This is a genomic window from Candidatus Peregrinibacteria bacterium, assembly GCA_016699145.1.
Taxonomy (GTDB): domain Bacteria; phylum Patescibacteriota; class Gracilibacteria; order UBA1369; family 2-02-FULL-48-14.
Genome location: CP064962.1, coordinates 100,980 through 115,837, shown reverse-complemented (window position 1 = coordinate 115,837; position 14,858 = coordinate 100,980). Strand labels below are relative to the sequence as shown.

Below are 14,858 nucleotides of genomic sequence, written 5' to 3'. Positions count from 1 at the left end.
TTTAGCACTTCAGCTCATTTCGTCAAAGTTTTGAGTTGGGTTTGGTGTTTTTCCAGTCGATTTTTGCTTTCATTCAACTTTTCTTTTTCTTTCGTTAAAATTTCTTGAGGAGCATTTTGAACGAAGCCGGGGTTTTCGAGTTTCCGCTCAATGTTTTCAATATAGCGTTCTAGTTCCTGAATCTCTTTGGTGATGCGTTTTTGCTCCTGTTCAAAGTCGAGGAGATCGGCAAGGGGTAGAAAAATTTCAATGTCTCCTACAAAGGCCGCCAAGGCTTTTTCTGGCTTGGGACCGGTTTCGCTGAGTTCGAGCTCCCCCAAGTTGCCGAGGCGTTTGATGATGTCTGCTTTGTCTTGCATGAGCTGAAGATCTTCGTGGGCGTAAACAATAGCGTGGATTTTTTTTGTGGCATCCACGTTGGCTTCGGCTCGCAAGGAGCGGATGGAGGAAACCAGTTCCATCACGCGCTGAACTTCGGCTGTTTCTTCTGCAAAATTCCACATTGGATTGGGGCGTGGCCACTCAGAAGTGATGAGCAATTCTTTGGGCTCCAATTGTTCCCAAACGGCTTCGGTTACAAAGGGCATGAAGGGGTGCAAAAGTTTAAGTGTGTTTTGGAGCACGTGTTTGAGCACCGCTGGATTTTTATTGACCTTGCTCATTTCCACATACCAGTCGCAGTATTCTCCCCAAAAAAAGTCATAGACGCTCATGCCTGCTTCCGAAAATTGATAGGTCTCGAGTTCCTTGCTGGCTTTTTCAATGATTTCGTTGAGTCGCGTTAAAATCCATTTGTCCGCACGGCTGAAAGTGGAAGGATCGAGGTCAGTACTGGCGGAAGGGTCGAGGTTTAAAAGCACAAAGCGAGCGCCGTTCCAAATTTTGTTCACAAAGTTGCGGAATCCTGAAATTTTCTCTTCATAAAGACGCATGTCGTTGCCCGGTGTTCCCCCAATCACCAGGCTAAGGCGAATGGCGTCGGTGCCGTATTTTTCGATCATATCCAGTGGATCGATGCAGGTTTCGGGATGGGATTTGCTCATCTTTTTTCCACGAATGTCGCGGATGAGGCCGTGCAAGTACACGTCTTTAAAAGGAAGGGATTTTTCTTCTGAAAAGCCAGTTTTGCGAAGGGCGTAAGTGGATTGTAAAATCATGCGAGCCACCCAAAAAAACAAAATGTCGTAGCCCGTCTCCAGTACGTTGGAGGGTGTGAAGCGCAGTAAGTCGGGCGTTTTTTCAGGCCAACCTAAGGTTGAAAAAGTCCAAAGTCCGGAGCTGTACCAGGTATCGAGGGTGTCTTCGTCTTGGATCCAGCCTTCGCCGGGCGAGTTTTCGCTCACTTGCACTTGTTCGTTTTTGTACCACACCGGAATGCGGTGGCCCCACCAGATTTGGCGAGAGATGCACCAATCGCGCAAATTGTTGATCCAGTGGAAGTAGATTTTGTCGAAACGATCGGGCACGATGCGGATCATGCCGCTGTGGACTACATCTTGAAGCACCTCTTTGATGCTGCTCATTTTCCCTTTCCAATCGATGACGGCTTTGTTCACGTCCACGAACCATTGTTTCATGATTTGAGGCTCCACTTTTCCTTTTCCACGGTAGCTGACGGCCACGTTGTGGACGTAATTTTCGTCCGTTTTCAAAAGCAATCCTTTTTCGGCGAGTTTTTCTACAATTTTTCCGCGAGCTTCTTGGATTTTCATGCCTGCAAATTCACCCGCAATGGGCAAAAGTCGCCCGTGTTCGTCGATGACTTGGATTTTTTCAAGTTTATGGCGTTCGGCAATTTCGAAGTCCGTCATGTCGTGCCAGGGGGTGATGGTCATGACTCCGGTACCAAATTCCATGTCGATGGCTTCGTCTTTGATCACAGTGGCGGTCGAAGGTCCATTGATCCACTCAAAAGGTCCAATCACTTCTCCATGCTTGTATTTTGCATAACGCGGGTCCTCGGGGTGCATCACCACCACCTTATCGCCAAATTTGGTTTCGGGACGAGAAGTCCCAATCTCGAAAGGGCCGTATTTAAAGATGTAAAATGGGGATTTCTCTTCCATGTATTCGAGTTCGTCGTCGGCTACGGTGGTTTGCATTTTGGGGTCCCAATTCACAATGCGATCTCCACGATAGATGAGTCCGTCGTCATACATCATTTTAAAAAGTGTATTCACCGCGTGATTCATGTCATCACTGAAGGTGTAACGCTCGCGAGACCAGTCGCAGCTGGTGCCCATTTTTCGAACCTGATTACGGATGGTGGCTTTGCTGTTTTCAACAAAAACTTTGATCTCATTTAAAAGCCCTTCGCGTCCTAAGGTTTCGCGCGGATTCTTCATTCCTTCTTCTTGTAATTTTTTAATCACCACGCTTTCGGTGGCAATGGCTGCATGGTCGGTGCCGGGCAAATAAAGCGTCGCGTGGCCTTTCATTCGGTGGTAGCGGACCAAAATATCCTCAATGGCCAGCATGGTTGCATGCCCCAAGTGCAGAGTGCCGGTGGCATTGGGGGGCGGCATCATGAGGGCGTAGGCGGGCTTTTGAGGATCGGAGTCCGGTTGAAAAGCCCCGGATTCTTCCCATTTTTTGTAGAGACGTTCCTCAAACTCTTTGGAGTTGAAAGTTTTAGCAAGTTCTTGCATGGCAACGAAAGTTTATTAACCTTTAAAGAAAGACGATAAAGTGTTATAATGTTAGGATTGCATTATGAGTCACAAAAACAATTTTTCCAATACTAAAGAGCAAGTCCCCGAGGGTTCTTCTGTTCAGGTTCGAGTCCTGGAGGGAGATTCTGGTTTAGCCGAAGCTGTGGACAGTGTCGGAGAATCCGTGAGTGAAGTGGCTTCCGGTCAAAGTGAAAAAAAACGAGATTCTTCTTCTCAAAGCAAGCAGTCTGCTAAAACCACGAAAAAAGGGGCGCTTTTGGATGAAAAACTTTTGCTTCGAGAACGGCTTTTAGCGAGTGCCCCCAAAGTGCCAGCCATGCGTCAAGAAGTGAAAAAGGTTTTGGAGGCCCGTAAAATCAAAGTTGAAAAAGAAATCCGAACGCTCCGCCGCAGTAAGCAATACGACCTCCTCAGTCAAGCCATTGCGGAACTGCGCCGCCTCGTTCGACAAATTGAACTGGTGGCCCATGCCAGTTATGAGCTTTTAAAAGAAATTTGGCTGAAGGTGGTGCACCGTTTTGCTTAGTTGGAGTTAAGCTCGAGGTCAATGCCACCCCATTAGGTGGAGGTGCAAGTGAAAAATGACTTGTCCGCCTTTTTCACCCACATTGAACTGTAGGCGGTAGCCTTCGCATTTGTACTCTTCAGCAAGTTTTTGCCCCACGAACATGAGGTGTGAAACCAGGTCTTTATCGGCTTCAGTGACTTCAGCAAAGCTTGGAATGAATTTGCGAGGAATGATGAGAAAATGAACCGGGGCCTTGGGGTAAAGATCTTTGATGGCCACGCAAAGATCGTCTTCATACACAAAATCGGCAGGGATTTCTTTGTCTATGATTTTTTGAAAGAGAGTTTTTTCAGCCATGGCGTTGGCGGGAAATTATTTCTTTTTCTTGGAAAGATCCAAACTGTAAACGGCACGACCCACACGAGCGAATTGAGGGTTCTTTTGCAGGTTTAAAGAGATGGTTCCTTTTTTTACACGGCGTTGTTTGAGCACGCCTTTGATGATGTCTTGCTTGCTCAGAGGACTCTTTTTTGCGAGCAAAGCTTCGATGATGTCGGTCACGGTTCCATCTTCATAGCCCCATTCTTTAAGAGCATAGAGTCCACGTCCTACTAAGACGAATTGAGGGTAGCGGATCAATTCATTATGCACGGCTTGCACGGTCACTTTTTTGGAATCGAAACGGTTGTCGGTGATTTTTTTAGCGATGTCCACGAAATGCAACGGTTTTTCTTCCTGACGAAGCACAATGAGGGCTTTGTCTCGGATGCTCTTTGGGTTGATGTGCCTCCACACCACCAGTCCGTAACCCTCTTCTACTTTCTTGGTGCGTTCATCCATGCGAAGTGCGGCCAAGAAAAACTCGTCGGTGAGCTTGAATTCTTGAATGACTTTGGTCTTGGACATGGCTCTGAGCAGTTCTTCCGCGCTCAAAATATCTTTGTGTTGTTTGAGGGCATCGTGTGCGGCTTCGCTCACGGCTGCAACGGCACTTTCGGGAATACTGTTCAAATGCCAAGACAAACGGTAAAGATTGTTTTTTTCGATGGATTGAATGCCAGGACAGATGGTCAAAGCCAAACGCACGATTTGAGCGTCCACATCCACGGTTTTTTCAATGAGATTGAGAATGTTCTTTACCAATTCGTCCTCAAGAAGCAAGCCTCCATTTTCACGCAAAATGGCTTCGGCCACTTCATGAATGTAATGCAGTTTGCTGCTCGTAACGGTGCGGCGCAGTTTTCCAAGAGCAATTTTTTCGATCTGACGCACGCGTTCTCGAGTCACGTTAAAGCTTTGTCCAATGCTTTCTAAGGTGCGGCGCTCCTTATTGTCTAAGGAAAATCGTTGGACCACTACTTTTTTTTCTTTATCGGTGAGTACCATGAAGATATCTTCGATGATTTCACTGAGATTGAGCTTGAGGATAGGGGTACCGAGCTTAGACGTATGGGTCATTTTTCTTCTGTTAAGTGGGCCGGAAAACTGAACTATGTATTCCTACGATATTGTTCCTTTTTGTAAACGTCAATAGAATATTTATCCTTCATTTTTCAGATTTTCCAACTAGTAAGGGCTTAACATAAGACTAAAAAATGGTTTTGTCAATAGTTGCGTCAACACTTTCTCCTCGTTTAGAATCCCCATGTGCTCGGGTGGCGAAATGGCAGACGCGCTAGCCTTAGGAGCTAGTACCTTCGGGTGTGAGAGTTCAAGTCTCTCCCCGAGCACCAACCCCTACAACCATGCCTCTCTTCCGTAAGAAAAAGTCTTCTGTTTCGGTGGCCGATATTCACTTCAACTTAGAAAAGGAGAAAGAATTTTCTCTTTTCATCCGTTATCTATCTCATCCTTTGTCTATTGCATGGAGGAATTTTTTAGCTGGAACCTTTCAAGGTCTGGGCATTTTATTCGGCACTGCTCTTTTTTTATCCTTAGCGAGTTTCATTCTTAAACAAGTTTTAGGGGAAATCCCCTTCGTTTCTGATTTTTCCGTAGCGATTCAAACATGGATGGAAAGCGTGTTACACTCTGAATAATGAGTTTCGTTCATCTTCACAATCACACGCATTACAGCATTTTGACAGGTTTGGCGAAGCCTAAGGATTATGTGAAATTGGCGAAGGAGCAAGGCAGCCCTGCTGTGGCCCTTACCGACAGTGGAGTTTTTTATGGGGCTTTGGAATTTTATAAAGCAGCCAAAGCAGAAGGCATTAAGCCTATTTTAGGAGTGGAAGCGTATGTGGCTCCTTTGGGACGTCACCTTAAAACCCCTGAAAATCGCTATTCTTCTTTGGTGCTTTTGGCTAGGAACAACGAAGGTTATCAAAACCTGCTTAAATTGTGCAGTGTGGCTGCTTTGGAGGGATTTTATTATAAACCTCGTATTGATGAAGAGGTTTTGGAGAAATACAGCTCAGGGTTGATTGCTTTGACGGGAAGTTTGGGGGGATTGATCCCTAAACTCATTCTTGAGAATCAAATGGATGTGGCTCGAGAAAAGATTAAAAAATACCAGGAAATTTTTGGAAAAGAGTTTTTTTATTTGGAATTGCAGCATCATCCTGAAATAGCCAACTGGAGCATTGTGAACAGCAAATTGATCGAACTCTCGAAGGAAACGGGAGCTCCCTTGGTGGCAGCCAATGATTGCCACTATTTAAAACCTGAAGATGCCGAAGCTCACGATGTGCTCATCTGCATTCAAAATCAAAAGACAGTGAAGGATGAGCATCGCTTCCGTTACAATGGGAATTTTTCGATGCGTTCACCTGAAGACATGAAGGAATCTTTTCGTTTTTGTCCGGAAGCTTATGAAAATACTTTGAAAATCGCGGAAATGTGCACAGTGGACATTAAATTTGGAGAACATTTGATTCCTTATTTCGATACGGGTTCAGAAACCCCGGAAGCTTATTTGAGGCAACTCTGTGAAAAAGGCTTTAAGGAACGTTATGGAGATTCACCCCCGGAAGGGGCTTTGGAGCGTTTGGATTTTGAGTTGGAAACCATTCATAAAATGGGTTTTGATGCTTATTTTTTGATCGTGCACGATTTCATTCGTTACGCCAAAGAAAATGGCATTGTGGTGGGACCCGGTCGTGGATCGGCGGCAGGTTCAATCATTTCTTATTGTTTGAAAATTACGGAACTGGATCCTCTTCAATACAAATTGCTGTTTGAACGATTTTTGAATCCGGAACGCATTTCCATGCCCGATATTGACGTGGATTTCGATGACCTTCGACGCGATGAAGTTTTGAAATATGTTACCGAAAAGTATGGAGAAGATCATGTCGCTCAAATCATCACTTTTGGAACCTTGGCTCCCAAGGCCGCCATTCGAGATGCAGGGCGGGCACTCGGCTTCAGTTATTCTGAGGTGGATCGTGTGGCTAAAATGGTTCCCCCGGCCATTTTAGGCAAATATGCCCCTTTAGAAGAGTCTTTGACCGATGATCCTGAACTTTCCAAACTTTATAAAGAGGATGAACATGCCAAAGAAATTTTGGACACAGCCGTGAAATTGGAGGGCACCATTCGACAGGTTGGGACTCATGCGTGTGCCGTGATTATTTCTCGCGATCCTTTGGACCTTTACACTCCCCTGCAAAAAGCCACGGGCGACGGAGAAGGAATAGTGACTCAGTATTCCATGAAACCTTGTGAAGAATTGGGCCTGCTTAAAATGGATTTTTTGGGGCTCAGCAATCTGACTATTTTGCAAACCACTTTGGGTGTTTTAAAACGAACGAGACCTGAATTGACGGTGGATTTGGCCGGCCTGCCCATGGATGACAAAAAGGCTTACGAGTTGCTTCAACGCGGGGAGACCACCGGAGTGTTTCAAATGGAATCGGCGGGCATGAAGCGCTATTTGCGTGAACTCAAGCCTACTGAATTCACCGATATCATTGCCATGGTTTCGCTGTATCGTCCCGGCCCCATGCAGTTCATTTCGAGCTATATTGACGGCAAACACGGCAAGAAAAAAGTGACGTATTTGCACGAATCTTTAGAGGCTGTGTTGAAAGAAACGTATGGCATTGCTATTTACCAGGAACAGATTTTGGAAATCGCCAAGGTTTTTGCCGGGTTTTCACTGGGTGAAGCTGATCTTTTGCGCCGAGCCATTGGGAAGAAAATTGCTTCTGAACTGGTGGCTCAACGTGAAAAGTTCATTCAAGGAGCTGTGGCGCAAGGGCGTGAAGCCAAACTGGCATCGAAAATTTTCGATGAAGTTGTGGAGCCTTTTGCAGGTTATGGATTCAATAAATCCCACGCTGCGTGTTACGCCTACATTGCCTATCAAACGGCTTATCTTAAGGCTCATTACCCTGCTGAATTCATGGCAGCTTTATTGACTTCTGATGCCGATAACACCGATCGCATCGTGATTGAGATTGAAGAATGTCGCAACATGGGCATTGAAGTTTTGCCCCCGAGCGTCAATGAATCGCGCGCTCACTTCACGGTGATTGATGATAAAACGATTCGTTTTGGGCTGATGGCCATCAAAGGAATGGGCGATGGCCCTGTTTACGAGATCATTCGTGTGCGTGAGGAAGGAGGGCCTTTCAGCTCTTTGGAAGACTTGGCGAGACGAGTTCCGGCAAAAATTTTGAATAAAAAGACCATCGAATGTTTGGCTTATTCGGGAGCTATGGATGAATTGGGCGAACGTGCTCAGCTGGCGTCCAATTATGATGAAATTAACACTTATGCCAAAAATATCCAAGCCTCCAGTGCCGAGGGGCAAACCGACATTTTTGGTATGATGGACGATAGCTCCATTGAGCCCTTGCATATGAGAGAGGTGCCTCCTGCCGACAGTGCTCAACGCTTCCGTTGGGAAAAGGATTTTGTGGGGCTTTATGTGAGCGGCCATCCTTTGCAAGGAATGAAGCGTTATTTCCAAAGCAAAGGCAAACTCATCGGTTCTTTAACTGAAAAAGAGGTGGATAAAAAAATTCAGCTCACCGGTTTTGTGACACAAGTTCGAAAAATCATGACCAAGGCCGGAAAATACATGGCCATGGGGGAAATAGAAGACCCCACGGCGCGAGTCCCGTTTGTGCTGTTCCCTCGGGCTTACGACGCTTTTGGCCAAGAATTGGCTGAGGAACGAGTTTATACCATGGAAGGGCGTTTGGATAAACGAGGGGAAGATTTTCAATTCATTTTGGATTCGTTGAAAACTCTTTCGCTTGAAAACATGATCAAATCGGCGAAAGAAAAACAGGTTTTTGATGCCGAAGATCGCATCATTGGCGTGCCTCCACTTCGTTCTGAAAATGCTGTGGAAGAAAGTGAAGTTTCTGAAGTCACCGAGGGCTTGGAAAATGCCGCACCTGTAGAAATAAGAAATGAACCTTTTATTGTCTCGCTGAATGAAGGCAGTTCGCCTGAGCTTTTGAAAAAACTCAAAACCCTGCTCGAAGAAAATAAGGGTGAAACGGTGGTGGAAATTCACATTCCCAATGGGCAAACGTTAAAACGCATCAAAGTGCCTTTTGGAGTGGATGTGCATCCCTTGCTACAAGAAGAAGTCAAAAAAATCCTCCAATGAGAATTCAATTGGATTTTTCTTCCAAGACCTCTAGAATAGGCCCACTTAGTTTCTTTATTGCCTATGTACAGAACACACACTTGCGGTGAACTCCGAAAAGATCATGAAGGTCAAACCCTCACGTTGAGCGGTTGGGTGCATCGCCGCCGAGATCACGGAGATTTGGTTTTTATTGATCTGCGCGATCGCTACGGATTGACTCAAGTGGTTTTTGATCCGTCCACTGCCCCTGAAGCTCATGCAGCTGTGAATTCGGTGCGCTCGGAATATGTTTTGAAAGTGACGGGAACCGTGCGTCCTCGCCCGACAGGCCAGACCAATGCCGAATTTGCTACAGGAGCCATTGAAGTGCTAGCGACGGAGCTCACGATTTTGAATAAGGCTAAAACTCCCCCGTTTGAAATCGATCAAAATAAGGAAGTGAATGAAGAAACTCGTCTCAAATATCGTTATCTCGATTTGCGCAAGGAGCGTATGAAGAACAACCTTGTGTTCCGCCACAAATTCATCAAACGCCTGCGCGACCTCATGGATGAACGCGGTTTTTGTGAGGTGGAAACTCCCATGCTCATGAAAGGCACGCCGGAAGGATCCCGCGAATTTATTGTGCCCGCGCGCCTTTACCCTGGAACTTTTTATGTTTTGCCCCAATCTCCTCAACAGCTCAAGCAACTTTTAATGGTGTCAGGAATGGATCGCTATTTTCAAATTGCACGTTGTTTCCGCGATGAAGACAGTCGTGGAGATCGTCAACCCGAGTTCACCCAGATGGACTTGGAAATGTCTTTTGTGGAAGAGGAAGATGTGATTTCACTGAACGAAGCGGTTTTGACCCAGCTTTTGACCGAACTTGTTCCTGAGAAAAAAATAATGCAAAGCCCCTTTCCTCGCCTGACTTGGAAGGAGGCGATGAGTCGTTTTGGAACCGATAAACCTGATATGAGATTTGGCATGGAAATTGTGGATGTTTCTGATCTTGTGAAAGACTGCGGCTTCCAAGTGTTCACCGGTGCCCTTGCGAATGGCGGCGTGGTGAAGTGCCTTCGCGCTCCAAAAGGAGCTGAGTTCAGCCGCAAAATGATCGATGATTTGACCGAAATCGCCAAAGTTTATGGTGCGAAGGGCCTGGCCTACATCACTTTGGAAGAGGAAGGCATCAAAGGACCCATTACGAAATTTTTCAAGGAGGAAGAATTGGCTGCTCTCGTGGACCGCTGCGGGGCTCAAAAAGGAGACATCGTCTTCTTTGCAGCGGATGAATTTGAAATCGCGTGCAACGCCCTAGGCTATGTGCGTCTTGCCTGTGGAGATCATTTTCAACTGCGCGACCCCAACGTGCTCGCACTGCTTTGGGTGGTGGACTTCCCTCTTTTTGAGTACAGCAAAGAAGAGAACCGCCTTGCCTCTGCGCACCACCCCTTCACTTCGCCCAAGCTCGAAATGCTGGATATGCTCGATACCGATCCTAAAAATGTGCTCGCCAAAGCCTATGACATTGCCATGAATGGAAGTGAAATCGGCGGGGGCTCTATTCGTATCCACTCCCCTGAAGTTCAGAAAAAAATCTTTCAAGTGCTCGGCATTGAAGAAGTGGAAATTGAACGCCGATTCGGTCACTTGCTGGAAGCCTTTTCTTATGGAGCACCTCCCCACGGAGGCATCGCTTGGGGCCTGGATCGCATTCTGATGTTGCTTCGTGACGAACCCAATATTCGCGAAGTCATTTCCTTCCCCAAAGACTCTAAAGCCAAGGATCTGCGCACGGGAGCACCCTCTTCTTTACCAGAAGCAGCAGTGCGCGAAATGCACATTAAGATTCTTGAAAAATAGTTACTGGTCGAGATTCAGCTTCTGTGTTAAGTTGTTTTCGACATGATCTACGCCTTCATTGTTTTCCTTGTACTCGTGACTCTTTGGGGCACCCTGTGGTGGCTGCACCATCATGCTGACCACCGCCGATCTTTGAATATGACTTTTTTAAAGATTCGTATTCCAAAGAAAGAATCTAAAGAGGATCGTGAAAGTGAGTCGGACTCCATGGGTGCGAATCGAGATTTTAAGGATACGGCGGGTATTATGAAGCAGTTTTTTGAGGCTTTGGCGGCGATTGATGACTCCACTTGGCGCTATCATTTTTTTGGAAACGATTTTCTTTCTTGTGAATATGTAGCACGAAACAATTTGATTGATTTTTATCTTGTGGTGCCCCGTCCGCTCATTGTGCTCGTGGAAAAGCAAATCACTTCATTTTTCCCTGACAGTTATGTGGAAGAAGAATCGGATTACAATCTGTTTCAAAAGGGCTCCAAGGTGGCGGCTGCTTACTTGTGTTTGGCTAAGCATTACCCCTTCCCCATCCGCACTTATCAGCGCATGACGGCGGACCCTCTCAATAACATGACCAATGTGCTTTCCAAGCTGGAACCTCAAGAAAGTGCCGCCATTCAACTCATGCTTCGTCCACTTAAAAATGGCTGGCAAAAAAAGGGCCGTGAAGAAGCTAAAAATATTTTAGAGGGCAAGCATGGTGGTTTCTTTCATTCTCTCAATCCTTTTGTTTGGTTCGGAGACATGCTCAGCATTCTATTTAGAGGGGAAGCTGTGGCCGGTCACGACAGCCCCAATCGCTCCACGCCGATGGTGGATGAACAGGTGAAGGCGATTGAAGAGAAGAACACTCAAATCGGTTATGAAGCGGTGCTGCGCCTGATTGCCGTTTCCGATTCCCATCATAAGGCGGAGGCTCTGCTTTCGAGCATGAAAGGGGCCTTTGCTCAGTACAGCACCACCGACAACAATGCTTTTCATCATAAAGAAAATTACATTGGCCCCATTGTGCAGCGTTTTTTGATGCGAGACATGCGCAAACCTTTTCATGTGCATAAGATGATTTTGTGTCCGGAAGAAATCGTCAGCGTGTTTCATTTGCCCAATATTCGTTACAATAAAGCACCCACCATCAATTGGCAGAATTATAAGATTGCCCCTGTGCCTGCCAACGTTCCTAAAGAAGGGATTTTATTGGGTCACAACATCTATCGTGGAGTGAGCACCGAAATTCACATGAAGAATGAAGATCGCTTTCGTCACTTTTACGTGATTGGACAAACAGGTACTGGTAAATCTTCGATTTTGCAGGTGATGATTCGCCAAGATTTTAAGAATGGAAAAGGCTGCGCCATCATTGATCCGCATGGGCAGCTCATTGATGACATTTTACCTTTCATTCCTCGTGAGCGTGCCGATGATGTGATCTATTTCAATCCAGCCGATTTGGAGCGACCGATGGGCCTCAACTTGCTTGAAGCAGAAAGCCCGGAAGAGCGCGACATGGTGGCACTGGATGCGATGAATATTATGATCAAACTTTTTGACGAAGAGATTTTTGGCCCTCGTATTCAGGATTATTTCCGCAACGGCTGTCTCACGTTGATGGAATATAAAGACGGAGGCTGTCTCACCGACATGGTGCGTCTCTTTACCGATGACGACTTTCAATACGAACGCACCAAAGATTTGAAAAACCCCATTGTGAAATCGTTCTGGGAGCAGCAAATGGCCAAGACCGGTGCTCGTGAAAAGCAAGAAATGATTCCCTATTTTGCGGCCAAATTCGGTCAATTCGTGACCAATGGATTGATGCGCAATATTATTGGTCAAACCCGCAGTGCCTTCGATTTTGCTGAAATCATGAATAAGGGCAAAATTTTGCTCATGAATCTGTCCAAAGGGGAAACCGGAGACATCAACAGTAAACTGCTCGGTATGATCATTGTGTCCAAATTACAGGTGGCTGCCTTGCGTCGTCAGCGCTTGCCCAAAGAGGAGCGTCGCGACTTCTTTCTTTACATCGATGAGTTCCAAAACTATGTGACCGACTCTATTGAAGTGATTTTATCTGAAGCGCGTAAATACCGCCTGGGGCTTGTGATGGCCCATCAGTATCTGGCTCAGTTGGAGCAAGACAAGGGCAAGAAGGGCGCAAACCTTAAAGATGCCATCTTCGGTAACGTGGGGAGCATGATGGCTTATAAAATTGGCGCCCAGGATGCCGAGTACATGGCCAAAGAAATGGCCCCGGTCTTCAGCGATCAAGACTTGATCAACATAGATAAATTCAAGGCTGTGATGAAACTTTCCATCGATACTCAGCCTTCAAAGCCGTTCAGTATTATTCCTGTGAACCCTTATTTGGAGAAAGGCGATGCCGAGGCCGCCGAGGCTTACAAGCAACTCTCTCGCCTAAAATTTGGGCGCGATAAGGAATTTGTGGAACGTGAAATCTTTAGAAGATTGGGGACTTTGGTTTAGAGACCCTCTCAAAAAAACAGAGTGAAGCAGGGAATATTTGAGCATTTTCCTTATATTTGTCTACAGTACTTGGCGGCAGAGAAGGGAGTTTTCTGCTATAATTAGAAGAAATTCAAAAATAAAACCAAAACAAAAATGAAGTTCAAACGAAGCTCTGCACTGCTCTATATAGCTGCTGTACTCGCCCTGCAAGTTTGCCCGGGCGTTTTGGAAGCGACTGCTCAGGCTACCGAAGTGCCTCCTCCACCTGCAGATCAACCGGATTACACCGTGCAAACCTTCATCATTACGGCTTATTACTCGCCTTTACCGGGTCAGGAATATTATGTGACGGGCTCCTATGAAGGTGATATTCGCCTCAATGGAAATGGAACCAACGGAGCGGATGGAACTCCGGTTTTCCCAGGAATGATTGCCGCACCTAAAACTTATGCTTTTGGAACGAAAATGTATATTCCCGGCATTGGTCTGACCTCTGTGCACGATCGAGGAGGGGCTATTGTGACGGCTGGGAACCGAGGGAACGGTTATGACCGCCTGGATGTTTGGATGGGAAAGGGCGACGAAGGCCTTAGAGACGCCCTGGGTTGGGGGAAACGCACTGTGGAAGTCTATGTTTATGGAATGAATGAAGAATTGGAGGAACTGGTCTATTTTGACGCCTATTCCAGTGTTGAAAACTTGGCCACTCAAATCTTCTTAAGCCCTTTGGAATTCCCCGATGATCTTTATTTTGGAAAAAGCAGTGAATCCATTCGAAAGATGCAAACTCATTTAAAAGAGTGGGGTTATTTGAACATGGAACCAGATGGATTTTATGGCGCATCCACGGCTGAGGCCATTTATGCCTTTCAATTGGATTTTGGGATCGTCGCGGGCCCCGATGAACTGGGTGCCGGCCATTTTGGCATCAAGACCCGTCGCCAATTTGATGCTTTGATCAAAAATCCTGAACAAGGCGCGAATCTTTTGGAAGAAAAACAAGGAGAGAATCTGCTCATGAAACATCATGATTTGTATGAGCAAAAAATCCTCTTTTCGAATGCGCTGGGCTTGGGAGATTCTGGAGAAAGTGTGACTTTGCTTCAGGAAGAATTGAATCGCTTGGGCTATTTACGCCTAGCTGCCACCGGCTATTTTGGGGAAAGCACCGAACATGCCCTCTTTAAATTTCAACAAGCTCAAGGTTTAGTGGCGACTAAAAGTGATGCGGGTGCTGGTTATTTGGGGCCTCAAACGCGAAGCCTTTTGAATGCTATTGTTGAGGCTCGTTACTCGGCTAAAATGCAGTTTGCTTATCAACGCGAAGAAATTTCCACTGGACGAAAGACGCTCTCTTTGCCGAATGAAAGGATAGCCGCGCTTAAGAAAGAAGAGTGAGCTTCAATTCCCGCTCCGTTTCGCCTTGATGAGTGAATTGAATTTCGGCATGCGGACGATTTTGCCAACTGAGTAGGCGCTGAGGCCATTCAATGAACAATGTGCGCCCGGCTTGCAGATGCTCTTCCAATTCTTGGTTTAAGAAAACGTCTTCTTCCTGTAAACGATAAAGATCCACATGCACCCAGTTGTCGTGCACTTCAATGAAAGAAAACGTGGGGCTTTTAACCTGATTTTCTGGGCTTCCAAAAAAAGTAGCGATGCCTTTTACAAAGCAGGTTTTGCCCGCCCCCAAGTCCCCTTTTAAAAACCAAAGCTTTATTGTGGGGTGAGCCGCGATCCACTGCCGAGCCAGGGCTTTGGTTTCTTCGGGACTGTGGGTCCTTTGTAGCATTGAAAAAAAAATGGAAATCCGCTA

The 14,858-nt window shown here is 46.2% G+C and carries 10 protein-coding genes and 1 tRNA gene; 7 read left to right on the top strand and 4 right to left on the bottom strand.

Features of this window, described 5'->3' with window-relative positions; all coding sequences use genetic code 11:
• Positions 1-14: 14 nt before the first annotated feature.
• Positions 15-2,648, bottom strand: coding sequence for a valine--tRNA ligase (locus IPG41_00625; GenBank protein ID QQR55068.1), 2,634 nt, complete (start codon positions 2,646-2,648; stop codon positions 15-17).
• A gap of 64 nt (positions 2,649-2,712) precedes the next feature.
• On the opposite strand from IPG41_00625, the gene IPG41_00620 reads away from it, so the two are divergent.
• Positions 2,713-3,198 (top strand): hypothetical protein, encoded by a 486-nt coding sequence (locus IPG41_00620; protein QQR55067.1) that lies wholly within the window; start codon positions 2,713-2,715, stop codon positions 3,196-3,198.
• Positions 3,199-3,216: 18 nt separating this feature from the next.
• Here the strand turns inward: IPG41_00620 and IPG41_00615 are convergent, their stop codons facing one another.
• Together IPG41_00615 and IPG41_00610 are read right to left on the bottom strand one after the other, a co-directional pair.
• On the bottom strand, positions 3,217-3,537 hold the full coding sequence (locus IPG41_00615) for a histidine triad nucleotide-binding protein (GenBank protein ID QQR55066.1): 321 nt from the start codon (positions 3,535-3,537) through the stop codon (positions 3,217-3,219).
• A 15-nt stretch (positions 3,538-3,552) separates the two neighbouring features.
• Positions 3,553-4,638, bottom strand: coding sequence for a hypothetical protein (locus IPG41_00610; protein QQR55065.1), 1,086 nt, complete (start codon positions 4,636-4,638; stop codon positions 3,553-3,555).
• Between the two features lie 191 nt (positions 4,639-4,829).
• Here IPG41_00610 and IPG41_00605 point away from each other — a divergent pair.
• From IPG41_00605 to IPG41_00580, 6 genes are all read left to right on the top strand, one after another.
• Positions 4,830-4,913, top strand: a tRNA-Leu gene (locus IPG41_00605).
• 12 nt (positions 4,914-4,925) lie between these two features.
• Complete coding sequence (locus tag IPG41_00600) at positions 4,926-5,219, top strand: hypothetical protein (GenBank protein QQR55064.1); 294 nt, start codon at positions 4,926-4,928, stop codon at positions 5,217-5,219.
• Entirely contained in the window at positions 5,219-8,749 is a 3,531-nt protein-coding gene (dnaE, locus tag IPG41_00595; protein QQR55063.1) for a DNA polymerase III subunit alpha, read from the top strand. The genes IPG41_00600 and dnaE overlap by 1 nt, the downstream gene beginning before the upstream one ends.
• A 63-nt stretch (positions 8,750-8,812) precedes the next feature.
• Positions 8,813-10,579, top strand: a complete 1,767-nt coding sequence (gene aspS / locus IPG41_00590; protein QQR55062.1) for an aspartate--tRNA ligase — start codon at positions 8,813-8,815, stop codon at positions 10,577-10,579.
• A 42-nt stretch (positions 10,580-10,621) separates the two neighbouring features.
• On the top strand, positions 10,622-13,060 hold the full coding sequence (locus IPG41_00585; protein QQR55061.1) for a type IV secretion system DNA-binding domain-containing protein: 2,439 nt from the start codon (positions 10,622-10,624) through the stop codon (positions 13,058-13,060).
• Positions 13,061-13,195: 135 nt separating this feature from the next.
• Entirely contained in the window at positions 13,196-14,440 is a 1,245-nt protein-coding gene (locus IPG41_00580) for a peptidoglycan-binding protein (protein QQR55060.1), read from the top strand.
• On the opposite strand, the gene tsaE is transcribed toward IPG41_00580, so the two are convergent.
• Positions 14,424-14,834, bottom strand: coding sequence for a tRNA (adenosine(37)-N6)-threonylcarbamoyltransferase complex ATPase subunit type 1 TsaE (gene tsaE, locus IPG41_00575; protein ID QQR55059.1), 411 nt, complete (start codon positions 14,832-14,834; stop codon positions 14,424-14,426). The genes IPG41_00580 and tsaE overlap by 17 nt on opposite strands.
• Positions 14,835-14,858: the final 24 nt, after the last annotated feature.

What these genes read in the sequence shown, in the direction of transcription:
- IPG41_00625 (QQR55068.1), bottom strand. Translation starts at nt 2,648, where the DNA reads ATGCAAGAACTTGCTAAAACTTTCAACTCCAAAGAGTTTGAGGAACGT.
- IPG41_00620 (QQR55067.1), top strand. Translation starts at nt 2,713, where the DNA reads ATGAGTCACAAAAACAATTTTTCCAATACTAAAGAGCAAGTCCCCGAG.
- IPG41_00615 (QQR55066.1), bottom strand. Translation starts at nt 3,537, where the DNA reads ATGGCTGAAAAAACTCTCTTTCAAAAAATCATAGACAAAGAAATCCCT.
- IPG41_00610 (QQR55065.1), bottom strand. Translation starts at nt 4,638, where the DNA reads ATGACCCATACGTCTAAGCTCGGTACCCCTATCCTCAAGCTCAATCTC.
- IPG41_00600 (QQR55064.1), top strand. Translation starts at nt 4,926, where the DNA reads ATGCCTCTCTTCCGTAAGAAAAAGTCTTCTGTTTCGGTGGCCGATATT.
- dnaE (QQR55063.1), top strand. Translation starts at nt 5,219, where the DNA reads ATGAGTTTCGTTCATCTTCACAATCACACGCATTACAGCATTTTGACA.
- aspS (QQR55062.1), top strand. Translation starts at nt 8,813, where the DNA reads ATGTACAGAACACACACTTGCGGTGAACTCCGAAAAGATCATGAAGGT.
- IPG41_00585 (QQR55061.1), top strand. Translation starts at nt 10,622, where the DNA reads ATGATCTACGCCTTCATTGTTTTCCTTGTACTCGTGACTCTTTGGGGC.
- IPG41_00580 (QQR55060.1), top strand. Translation starts at nt 13,196, where the DNA reads ATGAAGTTCAAACGAAGCTCTGCACTGCTCTATATAGCTGCTGTACTC.
- tsaE (QQR55059.1), bottom strand. Translation starts at nt 14,834, where the DNA reads ATGCTACAAAGGACCCACAGTCCCGAAGAAACCAAAGCCCTGGCTCGG.